The sequence below is a fragment of the Chloroflexota bacterium genome (assembly GCA_018829775.1).
Classification (GTDB): Bacteria; Chloroflexota; Dehalococcoidia; order Dehalococcoidales; family RBG-16-60-22; genus E44-bin89.
The window spans coordinates 42,461-59,547 of record JAHJTL010000008.1; the positions used below are offsets into that span (position 1 = coordinate 42,461).

17 protein-coding genes are annotated in these 17,087 nt (G+C 54.2%); 11 read left to right on the forward strand and 6 right to left on the reverse strand.

Annotated features, from left to right (window positions below):
- Positions 1-2 precede the first annotated feature (2 nt).
- The 4 genes from KKD83_01065 (at position 3) to KKD83_01080 (ending at position 3,507) form a co-directional block, all read left to right on the forward strand.
- Positions 3-680: a methylenetetrahydrofolate reductase C-terminal domain-containing protein gene (locus tag KKD83_01065; GenBank protein ID MBU2534743.1), complete on the forward strand. Its 678-nt coding sequence runs from the start codon at positions 3-5 to the stop codon at positions 678-680.
- Positions 681-689: 9 nt separating this feature from the next.
- Positions 690-1,607: a methylenetetrahydrofolate reductase gene (locus KKD83_01070; protein ID MBU2534744.1), complete on the forward strand. Its 918-nt coding sequence runs from the start codon at positions 690-692 to the stop codon at positions 1,605-1,607.
- A 116-nt stretch (positions 1,608-1,723) separates the two neighbouring features.
- Positions 1,724-2,764, forward strand: coding sequence for a tRNA preQ1(34) S-adenosylmethionine ribosyltransferase-isomerase QueA (gene queA / locus KKD83_01075; GenBank protein MBU2534745.1), 1,041 nt, complete (start codon positions 1,724-1,726; stop codon positions 2,762-2,764).
- Between the two features lie 80 nt (positions 2,765-2,844).
- Positions 2,845-3,507: a class I SAM-dependent methyltransferase gene (locus tag KKD83_01080; protein ID MBU2534746.1), complete on the forward strand. Its 663-nt coding sequence runs from the start codon at positions 2,845-2,847 to the stop codon at positions 3,505-3,507.
- Here KKD83_01080 and KKD83_01085 read toward each other — a convergent pair.
- Both KKD83_01085 and KKD83_01090 read right to left on the reverse strand, forming a co-directional pair.
- The gene (locus KKD83_01085; protein ID MBU2534747.1) at positions 3,504-3,893 is read right to left on the reverse strand and encodes a hypothetical protein; all 390 of its coding nucleotides are present in this window, start codon (positions 3,891-3,893) and stop codon (positions 3,504-3,506) included. The two genes, KKD83_01080 and KKD83_01085, sit on opposite strands and share 4 nt — an antisense overlap.
- Before the next feature lie 171 nt (positions 3,894-4,064).
- A complete protein-coding gene (locus KKD83_01090; protein MBU2534748.1) occupies positions 4,065-5,141 on the reverse strand; it encodes a hypothetical protein in 1,077 nt (358 codons plus the stop codon).
- Between the two features lie 425 nt (positions 5,142-5,566).
- On the opposite strand from KKD83_01090, the gene KKD83_01095 reads away from it, so the two are divergent.
- The gene (locus tag KKD83_01095; GenBank protein ID MBU2534749.1) at positions 5,567-6,535 is read left to right on the forward strand and encodes a glycosyltransferase; all 969 of its coding nucleotides are present in this window, start codon (positions 5,567-5,569) and stop codon (positions 6,533-6,535) included.
- Positions 6,532-7,992: a B12-binding domain-containing radical SAM protein gene (locus tag KKD83_01100; GenBank protein MBU2534750.1), complete on the forward strand. Its 1,461-nt coding sequence runs from the start codon at positions 6,532-6,534 to the stop codon at positions 7,990-7,992. The genes KKD83_01095 and KKD83_01100 overlap by 4 nt, the downstream gene beginning before the upstream one ends.
- 35 nt (positions 7,993-8,027) lie before the next feature.
- Here KKD83_01100 and KKD83_01105 read toward each other — a convergent pair whose 3' ends face one another.
- Positions 8,028-8,867 carry a semialdehyde dehydrogenase gene (locus KKD83_01105; protein ID MBU2534751.1) on the reverse strand — a complete coding sequence of 280 codons (840 nt, stop codon included), beginning with the start codon at positions 8,865-8,867 and terminating at the stop codon, positions 8,028-8,030.
- Between the two features lie 149 nt (positions 8,868-9,016).
- Here KKD83_01105 and lsrF point away from each other — a divergent pair, with 149 nt between their 5' ends.
- The 5 genes from lsrF (at position 9,017) to KKD83_01130 (ending at position 14,140) form a co-directional block, all read left to right on the forward strand.
- Positions 9,017-9,820, forward strand: a complete 804-nt coding sequence (gene lsrF, locus KKD83_01110) for a 3-hydroxy-5-phosphonooxypentane-2,4-dione thiolase (GenBank protein ID MBU2534752.1) — start codon at positions 9,017-9,019, stop codon at positions 9,818-9,820.
- Positions 9,821-9,840: 20 nt separating this feature from the next.
- Positions 9,841-10,869, forward strand: coding sequence for a zinc-dependent dehydrogenase (locus KKD83_01115; GenBank protein MBU2534753.1), 1,029 nt, complete (start codon positions 9,841-9,843; stop codon positions 10,867-10,869).
- Positions 10,870-10,910: 41 nt separating this feature from the next.
- Positions 10,911-11,684 (forward strand): glucose 1-dehydrogenase, encoded by a 774-nt coding sequence (locus KKD83_01120; protein ID MBU2534754.1) that lies wholly within the window; start codon positions 10,911-10,913, stop codon positions 11,682-11,684.
- A gap of 141 nt (positions 11,685-11,825) precedes the next feature.
- Positions 11,826-12,674, forward strand: coding sequence for an SDR family oxidoreductase (locus KKD83_01125; protein ID MBU2534755.1), 849 nt, complete (start codon positions 11,826-11,828; stop codon positions 12,672-12,674).
- A 20-nt stretch (positions 12,675-12,694) separates the two neighbouring features.
- Positions 12,695-14,140, forward strand: coding sequence for an amidase (locus KKD83_01130; GenBank protein ID MBU2534756.1), 1,446 nt, complete (start codon positions 12,695-12,697; stop codon positions 14,138-14,140).
- 31 nt (positions 14,141-14,171) lie between these two features.
- On the opposite strand, the gene KKD83_01135 is transcribed toward KKD83_01130, so the two are convergent.
- Genes KKD83_01135 through KKD83_01145 form a run of 3 tightly spaced genes read right to left on the reverse strand, consistent with a single transcriptional unit; the run spans position 14,172 to position 17,073 of the window.
- On the reverse strand, positions 14,172-15,155 hold the full coding sequence (locus KKD83_01135; GenBank protein MBU2534757.1) for an SDR family NAD(P)-dependent oxidoreductase: 984 nt from the start codon (positions 15,153-15,155) through the stop codon (positions 14,172-14,174).
- Between the two features lie 46 nt (positions 15,156-15,201).
- Entirely contained in the window at positions 15,202-16,104 is a 903-nt protein-coding gene (mmsB, locus tag KKD83_01140) for a 3-hydroxyisobutyrate dehydrogenase (GenBank protein MBU2534758.1), read from the reverse strand.
- A gap of 39 nt (positions 16,105-16,143) precedes the next feature.
- Entirely contained in the window at positions 16,144-17,073 is a 930-nt protein-coding gene (locus tag KKD83_01145) for a transketolase family protein (protein MBU2534759.1), read from the reverse strand.
- Positions 17,074-17,087: the final 14 nt, after the last annotated feature.

Consider the following 17,087-nt stretch of genomic DNA (forward strand, 5'->3'; position numbering starts at 1 on the left):
CAATGAAGACGATTACCAGTCAGAAACCAGCCGAAGAGGTAATGGGTTACCTTGAGAAGTGCCAGAAGGTTTATATTATCGGCTGTGGCACCTGTGCCACCATGTGCCACACCGGTGGCAAATCTGAAGTTCTGGAGATGAAGGAGAAGCTCGAGGGCAGCGGCAAGGCAGTCACCGGCTGGATGATAATTCCCACCGCCTGTGATGAACTGACCAAATATGCCTTGGAAGAGGAGGCGGGGCGGATTAAGGAGGCCGATTGCGTGCTGGCCATGACCTGTGCCGTTGGCGTGCAGACCATAGCCCTGCATTTGAAAGACAAAAAACCGGTATATCCCGCGTTGAATACCCTGTTCATTGGTATGGAGGACAGTCCGGGACACTTCAGCGAGGTATGCCTGCAGTGTGGTAGTTGCGTGCTGGGGCGGACGGCAGCCATCTGCCCGCTGGTCCGGTGCTCCAAGAGCCTGCTGAACGGGCCCTGCGGCGGCTCGGCGGGGGGCAAGTGCGAGGTATCGGAAGACATCCCCTGCGCCTGGCAGCTCATCTATGACCGCCTTTCCGAAATGGGACGGCTTGACGAAATGGAGGAAATCGAGCCCGTTAAAGACTGGAGCGTGAGTGTTACCGGTGGGCCACGGAAGATAGATGTGGATGCGGAGTGTACCACTACCTCATAGGAGGCGAAGATGAAAGCCGGAACGAATCTGGAACGAATATTGACGAGCGGTAAATTTGCCGTGACGGCAGAAGCTGGACCGCCTAAAGGCACCAGCGCCGAGGTTATACGAAAGAAAGGTGAACTGCTCCGCAACTGCTGCGATGCGGTGAACGTTACCGATAACCAGACGGCCATTGTGCGCATGTCAAGCGTCGCCGGCTGCCTGCTCCTGAAACAGCAGGGCATTGAGCCGGTGATGCAGATGGTCGTTCGCGACCGTAACCGGCTGGCACTGCAGGCCGATGTGCTCGGCGCGGTCGCCCTCGGTATCAATAACATCCTCTGTCTTTCCGGCGACCATCAGAAGTTCGGTAACCATCCGACGGCCAAGGGTGTCTTTGATATCGACTCAATTCAGCTCATCCAGACTCTGAAAATAATGCGCGACGAGCATAAATTCATTTCCGGAGAGGATGTATCCGGGGAAGTGCCCGTGTTCATCGGGGCTGCGGCCAATCCTTTTGCCGACCCGTTTGAATACCGGGTGAGCCGGCTGGCGAAGAAGGTGAAAGCCGGCGCCGATTTCATTCAGACACAGGCCGTCTATGATGTGCCCAAGTTCGCCAGGTGGATGGAAATGCTGACGGAACGGGGCCTGGACAAACAGGTGCACATCATGGCCGGTGTCATTCCCATCCGGTCAGCCGGTATGGCCCGCTACATGCGCGACTACGTTCCCGGGGTAAACGTTCCCGATGAAATCGTGACCCGGATGGAGAAGTCGGAAGCTCCCAAAGAAGAGGGTGTGAGGATAACCCTGGAAATCATCGAGCGGCTGAAGGATATGCCCGGCGTACACGGCATTCACATCATGGCGGTGGGCTGGGAGGATATAGTCCCTGAGGTCGTGGAGAAGTCAGGCCTGATGCCGAGGCCGGTGGTTTAAGCCATTTTATTAAACCTCATATTCTATGGCCGATTGAGAGCCTATTCTCTTCTCGCTTTTTTCTAGCCACTGCAGTACGATGTTACTGGAATATCCTTTGTTAGAATCCCATCGGTATGAAAACGAGCGATTTCGACTACGTGCTCCCTCAAGAACTCATCGCGCAGACGCCGGTTGAACCCAGAGATAACTCCCGCCTGATGGTGGTGAACCGCGCTGACGACTCGATAGAACATCGCCGCTTTTATGACATCGTTGATTACCTCCGTGCCGGCGACGTTCTCGTTTTCAATGAAAGCCTTGTAATACCGGCCCGGCTCTACGGTCGTAAAGTGGATAGCGGTGGACGCGTGGAAATATTGCTGCTGCGTCGGCTGGAGGAAGGCATCTGGGAAGCGCTGGTCCGGAGAGGTAAACGACTTCGCATCGGCAGCTGGCTATCGATAGGGGATGAAAAGGAGGAGAACGCTTCTCCAACTATAATGGCGGAGGTGGTTGACCAGGATGAGGGAGGTATAAAGGTTATCAGGTTCTCCGATGAAACGGTGCTGTCCGAACTGGGTAAAGTACCACTGCCGCCGTATATCAATACCCCACTCTCCCACCCCGAGCGCTATCAGACGGTGTATGCCCGGGTGGCGGGCAGTGTGGCCGCACCCACCGCCGGCCTGCACTTTACGCCGGAGTTGCTCGACAGGCTGGAGAAGAAAGGAGTGCGACTTCTCTTTATCTGTCTGCACATCGGTCTGGATACCTTCAGCCCGGTAAGGGAAGAAGACCCAGGGAAACATCATATCCACCGCGAGTACGGTATAGTCAGTAAGGAAGTGGCAGGCGAACTATCCGAGGCGAAGCGGCAGGGAAGAAGGGTTATCTGCGTTGGCACTACTACGGTTCGGATTCTGGAGCAGGTGGCACAGCTTTATCAACCGGAGCAAATTCAGCCGTTTGCCGACTGGGTCAGCCTGTACATCCTGCCCGGCCACCGGTTCCGCATGGTCGATGCGCTGCTCACCAATTATCACCTGCCCCGTTCCACACTTTTGATGCTGGTGACCGCCTTTGCCGGTAAAAAACTTATCGATAACGCCTATCGGGAAGCAATCAATGCAGGAAATCGATTCTACAGCTTTGGCGACGCAATGCTTATCTTGTAACACACGATGTAACAAGTCAATAAGATGAAGATGGTAAGGTGGCAGGCCTAGCAGAGAGAAATTGTTGTTGAGGTTTTGGTGTGTCAGATAAATCTGGAAAGCGGGATGCGGTTGATATTACCCGAAAGACTTATGACGAGATTGCCGGGGACTACATGCGTCGCCTCAAAAACCCTTACCTGGGAGGGTCAGAGGCCTACCATAAGACGGCGATAGACAGGTTTGTGTCCTTACTGCCGTCTCCACAGGTCCGAGTATTGGATGAGGGCTGCGGCTTTGGGCATGACCTCGGTTATTTCCGGGCAAAAAGGTTGAATATTTATGGCGTTGACCTATCCCAAAGTATGCTGTCGTTAACCCGGCATAACTTTCCTGAAGTACCGCTATGTCACATGGATATGCGCTGGTTGAATTTCAAGCCGCAAAGTTTTGGAGGCGTATGGGCGGCGCATTGCTTGTACCATATCCCCAAGCGGGATATCGGTCTGGTCATCAATGGTATAAGACATGTTTTAATGGCTCAAGGTGTCTTTTTCTGCAGCCTGAAGCTGGGCGAGGGGGAGGAGATTGACACTGGTCAACAGGCGGTGAGTTATCCTGGAAAACCCCGTTTTTATGCCCTTTATACCGAAAATGAGGCCAGGAAAATGCTGAGCGGTTTCGATATTGTGGAGTGGGATGTCAAGCCGGAGATTTACTATGGCAGTCCCTGGCTGTATGCTTGGTTGAAAAAAACTGGTTAAGAAATTGGTTCCTCAGGCATGGTGCGCGAAAGTTTTTTCAGGTTGTCCAGAATTTCATCAAAATACGTTGCGCTCGTGTTGATAACCTGCTGATATTCTTTTATCAGTCCATTCATTTCCCGAATCAGCTTATCGTTTTTCTCGATGGCGGCCGCGACCTCTTCATTCATGCTTTCCATGCGTCCGTTGATTATCTGTGCATGCTCGTTAATAACTTCTGACTGCTGTGCCATTACCACAGTCAGTTCATCAACATGTTGGCGTAACGTAGAAAGTTCCTCCTCGGTGCAGGTATTGTAATTCTTAATATAAAAATAACCGGCCAGCAGTCCACCTACCAGCACTATGGTTAATGTGATATTCCAGACCAGCAACCCTTTATGCATTACTTCAACCTCCTAGCTTTGCGGACAAACCAGAGCTAATCTTCATTATTAAAGTCTGCATTTTAATGGTGTACTTCTTTTTTCCATTATAAGCTATCAGCTCTGATATAAAAAACTATTCCCGGGAAAATTACCCGGGAATAGTTACTTCAGCCAACTACCGAGGTTACATTAGTATTGAGTGCGGAAACCATAGTACCAGACGATAATAACGGCAACAGTGACGGTTGCCACCAGGGAGATGATAATTGCCACCCAGGGCGTCGGTGTGGGAACCGGGGCGGGTACAGCTGGTGGTACCGGAGCGGTGGGCGCCGGGTATTCCACTGCCGGAGCCGTTATCGAGGGTACTGTTGACGTTATCACTACAGGCTTGACTGCTACCGGATTGACGGTAAATGTTCCGGAGAGTCCATTGATATCTACCTTGTAGCTGCCCGGCTTACCCTGAATGGTGATAAAGGACACAGTCTCGGATTCATGGCCAGCCAGCTTGATGATCTTGCTGGAAACAGCCACGCCATTTATCTTGAGCGTTACCTTGGTATTGCCGGAAATATCGCCTGTATTGGCGACAACCGCACTGATGGTCGATTGTTCAGCTACTTCGATTGCAGTCGGTGAGATGGTCAGGCCGCTGATGGTAAATTCCGACGGTGCCGTATGGGCCATGACACTGTAGTAGGTGAAGTGGCTTATCTCGGCCGTGATGGTATTGGTCACTGGGTCAATTGTTATATTTTCGGCATCAAGCATCACCCACTGCTGTGTATCCTGGTCATAGTAACCCAATGTGAGGCTTTCCGGGCCCAGTCCGCTTGGTATCCAGTCGGGGTTATAGACGAAAGTGACCACGATATATGGGTCAAAGATGGCCCCATCCGGTTCAAGGTCATAGTTTAAACCGATGAAGCTCATATCTGGCGGTGGTGCCTGAGGGTGAACTCTAGTTATGCGTACTTCGGCCAGCGGGTCACCGGCCCTGGTCTGACCGACGGTACCTTTGGGAATCGTGAGAGTGAGATTCCCATCATCCGATTCGAAAGTGGTTTCCTTGGTAAATACTCCTCCTGAAGTAGTTACCCCACCAGTACCTCCTCCGGTGGTCGGCGGTGGCGGTTCGCCATACCCGTAACCCTGACCGTAGGCCACCTGAAGCTGACTTGGTTTTGGCAGCAGTAGCAGAGTGGCAAAGATGGCAAGAATTACGGCCAGCTTAGCCCATTTTCTGATATCAGCCTTTTTCATTTCTACCACATCCCCATTATTGTTTTCTCGCTTTATCGACATTATATTTTAAATTTTAAATATATAAATGTCAAGGCTATTGTTATTATCTTGAGAATACTTCAGGCGAAATCGGGTTATATATTGGACAAAAAGGCATTTTATATAACTAGATGCGCTAATACAAATAGAATGGTCTTCTGTCTGCTCCGATACTGACATCGATAACTTTTTACCTGTGACCAATGTATGATATCGGCGTGAAATGATTTGTTTTTACAACAACAATATAATCGTGAGCATGATAATGGTTGATTTTGATGGTCGTCAGGGACGGATATCAATGCATACTCATGATTTTCGTATTCGGTCTGGGTTATAATGGTAAAATAAATGGGCCAGATAAAACGCCGGTGTCATAAGTTTAAATAAACAGGACGATTCCATTGACAGCTCAGAAGTCAGCAAAGATATCCGTTATCATCCCGGTGAAGAACGTGTCCGGAAAGATAAAGCAGTGCCTGAAGGCGGTTTTTGCCCAGTCGCTCATGCCGTACGAGGTGATTGTGGTTGACGGGCGCTCCACAGATGGCACCGCAGAACGAGCGCAAAATTATCCGGTGAAGGTTTTTTATCAGGACTACGGGGCTGCCGGGGCCGCCCGACAGATTGGCGTGGAGCACGCCGAAGGTGAATATCTCGCTTTCACCGATGGCGACAGCATTCCCGGCAGGGACTGGCTGAAAAATCTCGTTGGCGGTTTTGACGAAGGCGTTGTCGGCGTTGGCGGTGGAATACAGAATATTGGACAGGGAATATGGACCAATTCCATTAACCTTGCCTTCGCCACTTTTCTGGGCAGCGGCCGTTCCGTGCAGGGCGGAGCTTCCTTTTCCGACCGCTTTGTAAAAAGCATCAGCGGCTGCAACAGCATGTACCGCAAGAGCGACCTTTTAAGGGCGGGCGGCTTTGACCCGAATTTGTCCGGCGCTGATGAGACGGAGCTGAACGCCAGGCTGCTGAAGTCTGGTAGGCTGCGTTACGTCAGCGATGCCGCTGTCCTTCACGACCACAGCCGGGGTTTGAAGGAGTTCGCCAAGAATATGTATCGCTACGGAGGCTGGAGGAAAGAATGCGGGGTGTGGGACTGGCCGGTGATTCCTCCACTGCTGGCCCCTCTGCTTTTGCTGACACTGCTCGCCAGCCGCTGGATTCTGACGACCATCATCGGCTTCTATCTGGTCATAGTAGGGCTGCATGGGCTGTATTTTACTATTAAAAAGAAAGATTTAAAATATCTGGTTACCATTCCGGTCGTCTTTATTCTTGAGCATCTCTGCTATACCATCGGTTTCTGGAAAGAGGTATTTATACCGCGAAAAATGCCGAAGCCGGCAGGGGAACCGCCGAAATGAATGTCCTGATGATGAATCCTCCTTTCAAGGGAAGATTCTCCAGAACGTCACGGAGCCCTGCGGTTACCCTGGGCGGGACCATATATTACCCATTCTGGCTCGCCTATGCCACCGGAGTCCTTGAGCAAAATGGCTTTCAGGTCCAACTCATTGACGCGCCGGCGCGGGGACTCGACGTTAATGATGTTATTGGGCAGGCAAAAAAGCAACCGCCGCAGCTTATTGTGGTCGATACCAGTACGCCGAGTATTTACAGCGATGTAAAAGTAGCGGAACAGCTCAAGGAAAACTTTCCCACCTCGTTCGTTATCCTCGTGGGCACGCACCCCTCAGCACTGCCCGAGGAGACGCTGAAGCTGAGTGAAAAGGTGAATGCCGTCGCCGTTGGTGAGTATGACTATACCATACGCGACCTTGCTCTCTGTCTGGAGAGAGGGGAGGACTTGAGAACTGTAGACGGTCTTGTCTTCAGGGAAGGCAATCAGCTCATTCAAAACAAGCCGCGAACACTCATTGAGAACGTGGACGAGCTTCCCTTTGTCAGCGAGATCTACAAACGACACCTGAATGTTCGCGACTATTATTTCGCGGCGGCCAACTACCCGATGGTCATGCTCATCACCGGCCGCGGTTGCCCTTACAAGTGCTTTTTCTGCGTCTATCCACAGACTTTTCACAGCCGTAAGTACCGACCGCGCAGCGCCGCCAGTGTGGTCGATGAGTTTCAGTGGATCGCGGAAAACCTACCCGAGGTACGGGAAATCGGCATTGAAGACGACACATTCACCGTCGACCAGGAAAGGGCGAAGGAGATATGCCGTCTCATCATTGAACGAGAGATAAAGATAAAGTGGTACTGCAACGTGCGGGTCAACCTGAAGCTGGAGACGATGCGGTGGATGAAGAAAGCTGGCTGCCGACTGGTCACCGTCGGCTTTGAAAGCGCCGACCAGGAATCCCTGAACCGGATGCAGAAAGGGATAACGGTGGCGCAGATTAAGCAATTCGTGCACGATACCAGGAAAGCCGGCCTGCTGGTTCACGGCTGCTTCATCATCGGCAATCCTGGAGAGACAGCCGAGACGATGGAGAAGAGCCTGGAACTGGCCGAGGAGTTGAACTGCGATACGATGCAGTTTTTCCCGCTGCTCGTCTATCCGGGAACGGAAGCCTACCGGTGGGCAAAAGAAAATGGCTACCTTACTTCCGATAATTTTTCCGACTGGGCAGATGAAGGCGGTATGTACCGCAGCGTGCTCAATATGCCCGGACTTCCAGCAGAAAAGGTAGAGGCGTTCTGCTTGCGGGCTAACCGTGAGTACTACCTGCGGCCCCGATATATGCTGATGAAGCTGAGGCAACTGATTTTCGGACCGAGAGAAGTAAGGCGAACTTTAAAGGGAGCATTCACTTATTTCAAGAGACTGCCCAAGAGCTATCGCTCACGGTATCGGTAATTTATATCGACCAGCGGTTGCCTAACCGCTTGTTATTAAGCTATCTCTCCCGTAATCTCCCTGACGCTCTGCCTGACGTTTTCGATTTTCAGTATCTTTTTCCAGTCGGGCTGGAAAATCTGCCCCCTGGCTTTGGTGGCCGCCAGTTTGGCCCCGTCGGAAACCGGCGCGCCGGCAAAATCCCAGACGATGGCCACCGTGGTGCGGATATGACCGAGCAGAAAGTCCAGGACCGCCTGCTGGGGAAGGCCCATTTTGATTACCTCTTCCATAGCTTCCCGGATAACCATGAAGCAGGTCAAAGCTAAAGTTTCCACCAGCGCCGGTTCCAGAACTGCCATCTGCTCGGTGGTGACTCGATGCGCTCTCAGAACCGGGGCGAAGATGGTTCGGGCGATGGCTTCTCCCTTGGCGTAGCCTTCATCCGGGCCGTGGTGCAGTGAACAGACGATGTTCTGTTGCGCTTTGACGCCGCCAAACCAGTCGCGCTGTGCCTCGATATCTGTTTCCTCGCCAAACATCGGTGGGTGGCAGGGATGGCTGATGAAATAGGATATGTCTTCTCGCTCCGGCAGTACGCCGGCATATCCCGCCGCCGGGTCCAGCCCCATGACCATGGTGCCGCTTCTGAGTTTGGGGACGATATCACTGCATATCCTGCCGATGAGCTTATCCGGCAGGGCCAGGATAACGACGTCGGCCTGCTGGAGTGCCTCGTCCTGCGGCGTGGCCGAAAGGCCGAGTTCCGCCAGGCTGGCTTTGCCGGCATCGCTTATCTCAACGTACAGTGTTTTATGGTCTGCATTATCTTTTAAGTTCCTGACGATGCGCAGACCCATCTTACCGCCCGCACCCATCAATGCAATTGTGCTCATACTGCTACTCCTTTGCTATTTTTCGATGTGCCAAATGTAATGGTAATTTCTTTACCCATGCTTGTCAAACCTGCTTATCAGTTGACAAATAAGTATCTGTTCAATAAATTATAGACGTTGAATCGTCGAAATGGAAAGGAGGATGTGAAATGGAGTGGGGAATGGCAAACCGTTTGGCACAGTTAATTCAGCCGGATGGTCATGCGCTTTTCTTGCCCGTTGACCACGGATACTTTCAGGGTCCGACCAGGAAGCTGGAGGAACCGCGCAGGACTATTGAACCGCTGCTACCGTATGTGGATGCGCTCTTTATCACCAGAGGCGTCCTGCGCGCATCAGTGGACCCGGACAACAGCAAACCGGTCATCCTGCGGGTATCCGGGGGCACCAGTGTGGTGGGGAAAGACCTGGCCAATGAAGGGATTACGACGTCGCTGGAAGAAGCCATCCGCCTCAATGCTTCCGCCGTGGGCATTTCCGTATTCGTTGGCTCCGATTATGAGAAGGAATCGTTGTTGAACCTGGCCAAGCTCGTTGATGACGGGGAGCGATACGGCATTCCGGTGATGGCGGTTACCGCGGTGGGAAAAGAGCTGGAAAAGCGGGACGCTCGCTATCTCGCTCTCGCCTGCCGCATTGCGGCTGAGCTGGGCGCACGCGTGGTGAAAACCTACTGGTGCGAGGACTTCGCCAAGGTAACCGGGGGCTGTCCGGTGCCGGTAGTCATGGCCGGTGGGCCACAGGTTGATACCGAGCTGGAGATATTTGAGTTTGTCCACGACGGTATGCAGAATGGCTCCATCGGGGTGAATCTGGGGCGGAATGTATGGCAGAACGATTTCCCGGTAGCCATGATAAAGGCCATACGTGCCATTATTCATCAAAATGCGACTCCAAAAGAAGCTCAGGAAATATACGATAGCGAGAAGAACAGCCAGGCGAAGAAGTCATGACCGACAAAGGTAGAAGGAACATGCACGTGGCCATGTGGTATAACAACCGTGATGTGCGCGTTGAGGAAATGCCCGTCCCGCAGATAGGCCCCGGTGAATTGCTCGTAAGGGTGGAAGCCAGCGGCATCTGCGGCAGCGATGTCATGGAGTGGTATCGGCGGGATAAAGCGCCGCTGGTGCTTGGCCATGAAATCGGTGGGCAGGTTGTGGAGGTGGGGAAAGGGGTAGAGAACTATAGGGAAGGGGACCGTGTATCGGCCGCCCACCACGTCCCCTGCAATACCTGTTATTACTGCCTCAGGGGCCACCACACCATGTGTGATACCCTGCGGAAAACGAACTTTGAGCCTGGAGGCTTTGCGGAATACGTACGCCTGCCGGCTATTAATGTTGACCGCGGTGTCTTTCCGTTGCCCGAACAGATGTCTTATGAAGAGGCGACCTTTATTGAGCCGTTAGCCTGTATACTTCGTGGGCAGAGGGTGGCAAACATGCAGCCGGGCGATAGCGTGCTCATTATCGGCAGCGGCATTGCCGGGTTGCTTCACTTGCAGTTAGCCCGGACTCTGGGTGCAAGGCGGGTAATAGCAACGGACATTAACCAGTTCCGGCTGGACGCAGCCAAGCGATTCGGGGCTGATGTCGCCCTGCATGCTCAGAAATACTCACCTGCCCGACTGCGTGAGGTCAACGATGGCTGTCTGGCCGATTTGGTGATAGTCTGCGCTGGAGCCACGACGGCCATTTCCCAGGCATTACAGTCGGTGGAGCGTGGGGGAAGGGTTCTGCTCTTTGCACCCACAGACCCCGGCGTTTCCATTCCAATCTCATTGAATGAGGTTTTCTGGCGTACCGATGTCACGCTGACCACCAGCTATGGTGCCAGCCCTCATGACTACCAGACAGCCCTGGATATAATTCGAGCCGGTACTATCCCGGTACGGCAGATGATTACCCATCGGCTGGCTTTAGCGGAGGCAGTTCGGGGTTTCCAGCTTGTTGCCGAAGCCGGCGCTTCTATCAAAGTTATCATCGAGCCCCAGAAATAGTATAGAATACATAGACATTATAGTGATGAAAGGGGAGAGAGATGAAAGACCTTTTCGACTTAAAGGGCAGGGTGGCCATTGTCACCGGCGGAAACGGGGGCATCGGTCTGGGGATAGCGCGCGGGCTGGCCTCAGCAGGCGCCAATCTGGCTATCGCCGCCCGCAATGAAGCCAAAACGGCCGATGCGGTGAAAGGGCTCCAGGATGAATTCGGCGTGAAGGCGATTGGTGTGAAGGTGGACGTCAAGGAAGAAAAACAGGTTAAAGACATGGCGAAAAAGGTACTGGATGCCTTTGGGAGAATCGATATTCTGGTCAACAATGCCGGCACCAATATCCGCAAGCTCCCGCAGGACTATGTGGTGGATGAGTGGGAAGAGGTGCTGGATGTCAATCTGCGCAGCGCTTTTCTCTGTTCGCAGGCCGTCTACCCGGCGATGAAAGCCGCCGGCGGCGGCAAGATTATCAACATCGGCTCCATGACCTCCATCTTCGGCGCGGCAAAGGTAACGCTCTATGCGACCAGCAAGGGGGGCATAGTGCAGCTGGGACGCTGTCTGGCAAACGCCTGGGCACGGGACAACATCCAGGTAAACGCTATCCTTCCCGGTTTCATCGATACTGACCTGACCAGGCTGGCAAGAAAGGACATACCGGAACTGGAAGAGCGAGTTACCACACGCACGCCGGCGGATCGCTGGGGTAAACCGGATGACCTTGCTGGTACGGCCGTTTTCCTGGCCAGCCGGGCATCTGGCTTCGTAACCGGTGTGGCGCTTCCCGTGGACGGCGGCTTTTCCATCGCCATGTTCTAAGCGGTTGACGGATTAAAGGTACAGATTTAGAACTGGCTTCCCGTTGCTGATTGCCTTGAATTGACAGCCAGCCGCGATAATTATTAAGATAGCCACGGTACTGAGTTCGAAAATCCCTTGAAAAGAGAGGAGAAACTCACTATGTCCAAACCAATGTATTCAGGAATAACGGGCAAGGTAGCGCTGGTTACCGGCGGCGGTCGTGGGCTGGGCAAAGCCATTTGTCTGGCACTGGCCAAGGAAGGGGCTGACGTCGCCCTGACCGACTTGCAGTCGGCTGACGAGACGGCTAAGGAGGTGGAAGCACTGGGACAGAAGGCGATGGCCTTCAGCGCAGACGTGACGAAGGAAGCCGAGGTCAAGGAAATGGTCGACCGCATCGTTGCGGCGTTGGGCGGAATCGACATTCTGGTGAACAACGTTGGCGGCGACCACGCCTTTTTACTGGAGGATATGCCGGTATCGGAGTGGGACTGGATGATGGATATCAATATGAAGGGGCTTTTCCACTGCACCAAAATCGTGGCCGAGGTCATGAAAAAGAGAGGCGGGGGGAAAATCGTCAACATCTCCTCTCTCGCCGGCCTGCGGATGACCCTTTACGGAAGCATCGCCTACAGCGCCGCCAAAGCCGGCGTCATCGGCTTCACCCGCCACTGCGCTTTTGAGCTTGGCCCCTCCAAGATAAACGTCAACGTCGTCTGTCCCGGCCCCACCATGACCGAGGTGGTCTTGAACCGGATATCACCGGAAGTAAAACAGAGGACGCTCCAGTCAACGCCCATGCAGGACTTCACCTATCCTGAGGACCAGGCGGATGCGGTGGTCTTTCTGGCATCAGAGCGGGCCCGGATGGTCACCGGCACCACCTTGCTGGTTGATGGCGGCATCAGTCTGCCCGTTGGCTATGTGGAGTGGGAAAACTTCTACTCGGACCGGAAACAATGGCTCAAGGAGAGGAAGTGGGAAGGCAAACGGACTTCAATGTAAGCAGAAGGGAGAACTGAAATATGACAGCAAAAGGCAACCTGAGCACTGAGGACCTGTGCTTTACGCCGGCGGTGGAGCTGAGGGAGATGCTCCGGAAAAAGGCCATTTCTCCGGTGGAATTGATGCAGGCATTTCTGGCGCGAATCGATAAAGTTAACCCGGTTATTAACGCCTACTGCACGCTCGTGCCGGAAATGGCGCTGGAGGCGGCCAGAAAGGCGGAATCGGCCATCATGCAGGGCGGTGAGGTCGGGTTACTGACCGGGCTTCCGGTGTCGATAAAAGACGTTGTCCCGACCGCCGGCATCCGGACCACATATGGCTCAAAGCTATATGAGAACCTGGTGCCTTCGGAGGATGCGCTGGTTGTGGAGCGACTCAAGGAGGCCGGGGGTATCATTGTGGGCAAAACAAATACGCCTGAATTCGCCGCCGGCGGCTCCACCTTCAATCAGGTGTTTGGCATAACGCGCAATCCCTGGAATACCGATTTCACGGTCGGGGGTTCCAGTGGGGGCGCGGCTGCAGCGGTTGCTGCAGGAATCGGCCCGCTGGCCCAGGGCAGTGACCTCGGCGGCTCGCTGCGACAACCGGCCAGTTTCTGTGGCGTGGTCGGGTTGCGACCTTCGCCAGGGCGGGTGCCCAAGTATCCCAATGAACTCAACTGGGATAACCAATCGGTGCAGGGGCCGATTGCCCGCACCATACCGGATACCGCTTTGTTTCTGGACGCGATGTCCGGGCCGGACGGTAGAAGCCCGGTGTCCCTGCCCAAAGAAACAATCCCGTTTCTTCAGGCGGCGCAAAAACCCGAAGCCAGGAACCTCAAAATCGCCTGGAGCGATAACCTGAACCTGATGCCGGTCGACCCGGTGGTGTTGAAAGAAGCCCGTAAGGCGATTGACGTATTCCGCAATCTGGGCTGTGAGGTGGTGGAGGACTGCCCTGATTTAAGCGGGGCCAAGGAAACAGCGTTGACCCTGCGTGGCGTGCGCTTCGTCGCCCTGTACGGAGAGAAGTACCGGAACGACCCGGAATTCAGGCGCTGGGTAAACCCGCTGGTAACGGGCAATATCGAGCAGGGGCTGAAATTATCGGTTCAGGAGATAGCCTGGGCACACCGGCAGCGTTCCGAGATATGGGTGAAGGCGAAAGAGTTCTTTGACAGGTATGATTTACTGCTGACGCCGACGGCGCCCATCCCGCCTTTCAATGCCGAGATGAAGTTCCCCACCGAAATTGCCGGCAAGCCGATGGAGCACTACCTGGACTGGGCGATGCTGACCTATTCCATCACCATGACCGGCCATCCGGCGATATCCGTGCCCTGCGGCTGGACGGAAAAGGGGCTGCCCATCGGGGTGCAAATCGTTGGCCGATACCACGGCGAAGCCGCCCTCCTCAGGGCAGCGGCAGCGTATGAACAGGCGGCACCGTGGGCGGAGAAAAGGCCCGCGCTTGCATAAGCAAGGGGGGGGGACTCTTTGCCTTGCGTCATTAATGCCGGTTGTCCACGCCGACACCCCAGAAATCCGGTCTGGTTTTCACCTCTTCAATGAAATCGGCGACCACTTTATCAATGTCGGTGAACTCCGGTTTCCACCCCAACTCTTCACGGGCCCGGGCGTCATCGATGGTATTCACTCCCCGGGTGCGGTAATACTCCATGACCAGCGGGTCAGGATTATAGGTGATACCGGCATCTGGAATGAATTTCTTGATTGTTTTCTCCAGCTCACCAGCCGTAGGTGTCGGTGAGATACCGGCCAGGTTATAACAGACCGTTTTTATCTGTTCTTCCGGTGCATCGTAGAGCATCATCGTTGCCCGGACAGCATCTTTGTAATAGAGAACAGGTACGGCGACATCCTCGGCGGCGAAGCATTCGAACGGTTCATCCAGCGCAGCATTCTCGACCATCCAGAGCATGAACACCGGTAGGGCGCGTATCTTAACGCCGGGACGCATCACCATGCAGTAACGGACAGCGCGGAAGTCCAGTCCGAATTTGCGACGATAAAACCTGCCCAGGAGCTCGATGTATAATTTTCCGGCGCCGTACATGGTAATCGGTCGCTGCAGCGTCTCATCATCAATCACGGCACCGGTGCCGAGTCCATAGGTCGCGTCCGTGCTGGCGAAAACAAATCGCCTGACGCCGAACAGTCTGGCTGCTTCCAGCACGTGCATCGAGCCCATGATGTTTACCTGGAACGCACTCCATGGATTTAGGTCGGACGGTATGCTCAGCATCGAGCCGTGGTGAAAAATGTCCTCAACGTTGTTATCTTTTACGGCGTTTAAAACTTCCGGCCATACCTTGATGTCGCCCTGGACTACCTTCACCCTGTCTTTGATATCGGCTAGGCGCTGCACCTGCGGGGCGATGTCAAAAAGAACAACGTCCTTGCCTCTGGCAATCAGTTCATGAGCCAGACCGACGCCGATTCCGCCGGTGCCGCCGGTAATGAGTACGGACATCCGTTTTCCTCCTCTGACTGCGGCGGTGAGATTGAAACACGTGGTGCTAGGTTTTTTCTCCAGCCAGTTGCTGAATGATTTTGGCTACCACGGACCAGTCCTTGTTACCAAAGCCCGCGGCTCGGGCTGCCTCAACCAGCTGACGGGTAAGGCTGCCGGCCAGCAGCGGAATTTTAGTTGCCTCGGCGGCGGATAGGATAAGGCCGAGGTCTTTGGCCATCAGGTCGGCGGTGAAGCCGGGGGCAAAGTCGTTGTTGGCCGGGCTCTGGGGGATAACATTGGGGTAGGGCACCCTCGTCTGCAGTACCCAGCTGTTTCCGGAACTGGCGCTCATCACCTCATAGAGGACCCTGGGGTCGGCGCCAAGCTTGACGCCAAACAGAAAACCCTCAAAGACACCGATGCCGGCGATGGCCGCTGCCAGGTTGTTGGCCAGCTTGACCACCTCACCCATGCCAACCTCGCCAACGTGAATGATTTTCTCCCCCATGACCTCCAGTACTGGTTTACACTGGTCAAAGATTTCTTTTTTCCCACCCACCATTATGGAAAGGGTGCCGTCGGCGGCTTTGGGGGGAGCACCGCTCACCGGTGCATCCATCATATCGATTCCCTTTTCCGCAGCCGCGGCCACTACCTTGCGGGTAACAATCGGGTCGATGGTGCTCATATCTATAATGATGTTGCCCTTTTTCAGCCCGGCGAGGACGCCGTCAGGGCCAAACATTATCTGTTCCACGTGTGGTGATGAGGTCACCATGGTGATAACTATCTCTGAATTCTCGGCCACCTCGCGCGGGGAACCGGCCGCTTTGGCCCCGGCCTGCACCAGTTCCTGAACTGGCTCGGGCCTGATGTCATGGACAGTCAGCGGATAACCTGCCCTGGCCAGGTTCAAAGCCATCCCTTTGCCCATATTGCCCAAACCGATAAAACCGAGCTTTTTCATCGCGCCTCCTTTACCAATTGGAATGGACGGGACTTCAGCCTACTTCTTTTTCACCGATTCTCTGACCGCCTGGACGATATGCCGGGCGGTTAATTCGTATTCCTCTTTCAGTTCTGGCACGGTGCCTGATTGGCCGAACCGGTCTTTAATGCCGACACGTTTCACGGGGACCGGCGCGTTCTCTGCCGTGACCTCGGCTACCGCCCCACCGAGGCCACCGAGGATACTACTGTCTTCCACGGTGACGATGGCACCGGTCTCTTTGGCGGCCTTGATAATGGCCGCTTCGTCAATCGGCTTAAGGGTGTGCATATCCAGCAGGCGTACCTTGATACCTTCTTTTGCCAGGGTATCGGCGGCTTCCAGCACGTCGGAAAGCACCATGCCGGTGGAAATAATGGTGGCATCACTGCCATCGGTCAGGGTTACCGCCTTCCCCAGTTCAAACGGGAAGTCATCACGGTATACGGTTGGCACGGGCGGAGCGGAAATACGCAGGGCCACCGGCCCGGTGTATTCAGCAATTGCCCTGGTCATTTTCTTTGTCGATATGGGGTCGGACGGTGAAACGAGCACCAGGTTGGGGATGACGCGCATGGCGGCGATTTCCTCGATAATCTGGTGCGAACCGCCCATAAAAGACCACAGCATGCCGGAGTTGCAGAGGACGATTTTGACATTCAACTTGTCAAAGGCCACGTTTTGTCGTATCTGGTTATACGCCCGGCCAACGGCAAAGATGCTGTGGCAGTGGGTGAACGGCAGGTAGCCGCCACCCGCCAGGCCGGCGGCGGTGGTAATAAGATTTGCCTCGGCAATGCCGACGTCATAAATGCGGTCGGGATGTTCTTTCTGGAACAGCTCACCGGCGGCGCCGCGGGGGAAGTCGCCGTACAGCAGCACTATCTTACCGTTTTTCTTCGATAGTTCTATCATTTCCTCATTGTAGGCCTGGTACATTGCTTTCATTTCCCCCAATGGTT

Coding starts and splice junctions, on each gene's coding strand:
- KKD83_01065 (MBU2534743.1), top strand. CDS start 3: ATGAAGACGATTACCAGTCAGAAACCAGCCGAAGAGGTAATGGGTTAC.
- KKD83_01070 (MBU2534744.1), top strand. CDS start 690: ATGAAAGCCGGAACGAATCTGGAACGAATATTGACGAGCGGTAAATTT.
- queA (MBU2534745.1), top strand. CDS start 1,724: ATGAAAACGAGCGATTTCGACTACGTGCTCCCTCAAGAACTCATCGCG.
- KKD83_01085 (MBU2534747.1), bottom strand. CDS start 3,893: ATGCATAAAGGGTTGCTGGTCTGGAATATCACATTAACCATAGTGCTG.
- KKD83_01090 (MBU2534748.1), bottom strand. CDS start 5,141: ATGAAAAAGGCTGATATCAGAAAATGGGCTAAGCTGGCCGTAATTCTT.
- KKD83_01100 (MBU2534750.1), top strand. CDS start 6,532: ATGAATGTCCTGATGATGAATCCTCCTTTCAAGGGAAGATTCTCCAGA.
- KKD83_01105 (MBU2534751.1), bottom strand. CDS start 8,867: ATGAGCACAATTGCATTGATGGGTGCGGGCGGTAAGATGGGTCTGCGC.
- lsrF (MBU2534752.1), top strand. CDS start 9,017: ATGGAGTGGGGAATGGCAAACCGTTTGGCACAGTTAATTCAGCCGGAT.
- KKD83_01115 (MBU2534753.1), top strand. CDS start 9,841: ATGCACGTGGCCATGTGGTATAACAACCGTGATGTGCGCGTTGAGGAA.
- KKD83_01120 (MBU2534754.1), top strand. CDS start 10,911: ATGAAAGACCTTTTCGACTTAAAGGGCAGGGTGGCCATTGTCACCGGC.
- KKD83_01125 (MBU2534755.1), top strand. CDS start 11,826: ATGTCCAAACCAATGTATTCAGGAATAACGGGCAAGGTAGCGCTGGTT.
- KKD83_01130 (MBU2534756.1), top strand. CDS start 12,695: ATGACAGCAAAAGGCAACCTGAGCACTGAGGACCTGTGCTTTACGCCG.
- KKD83_01135 (MBU2534757.1), bottom strand. CDS start 15,155: ATGTCCGTACTCATTACCGGCGGCACCGGCGGAATCGGCGTCGGTCTG.
- mmsB (MBU2534758.1), bottom strand. CDS start 16,104: ATGAAAAAGCTCGGTTTTATCGGTTTGGGCAATATGGGCAAAGGGATG.
- KKD83_01145 (MBU2534759.1), bottom strand. CDS start 17,073: ATGAAAGCAATGTACCAGGCCTACAATGAGGAAATGATAGAACTATCG.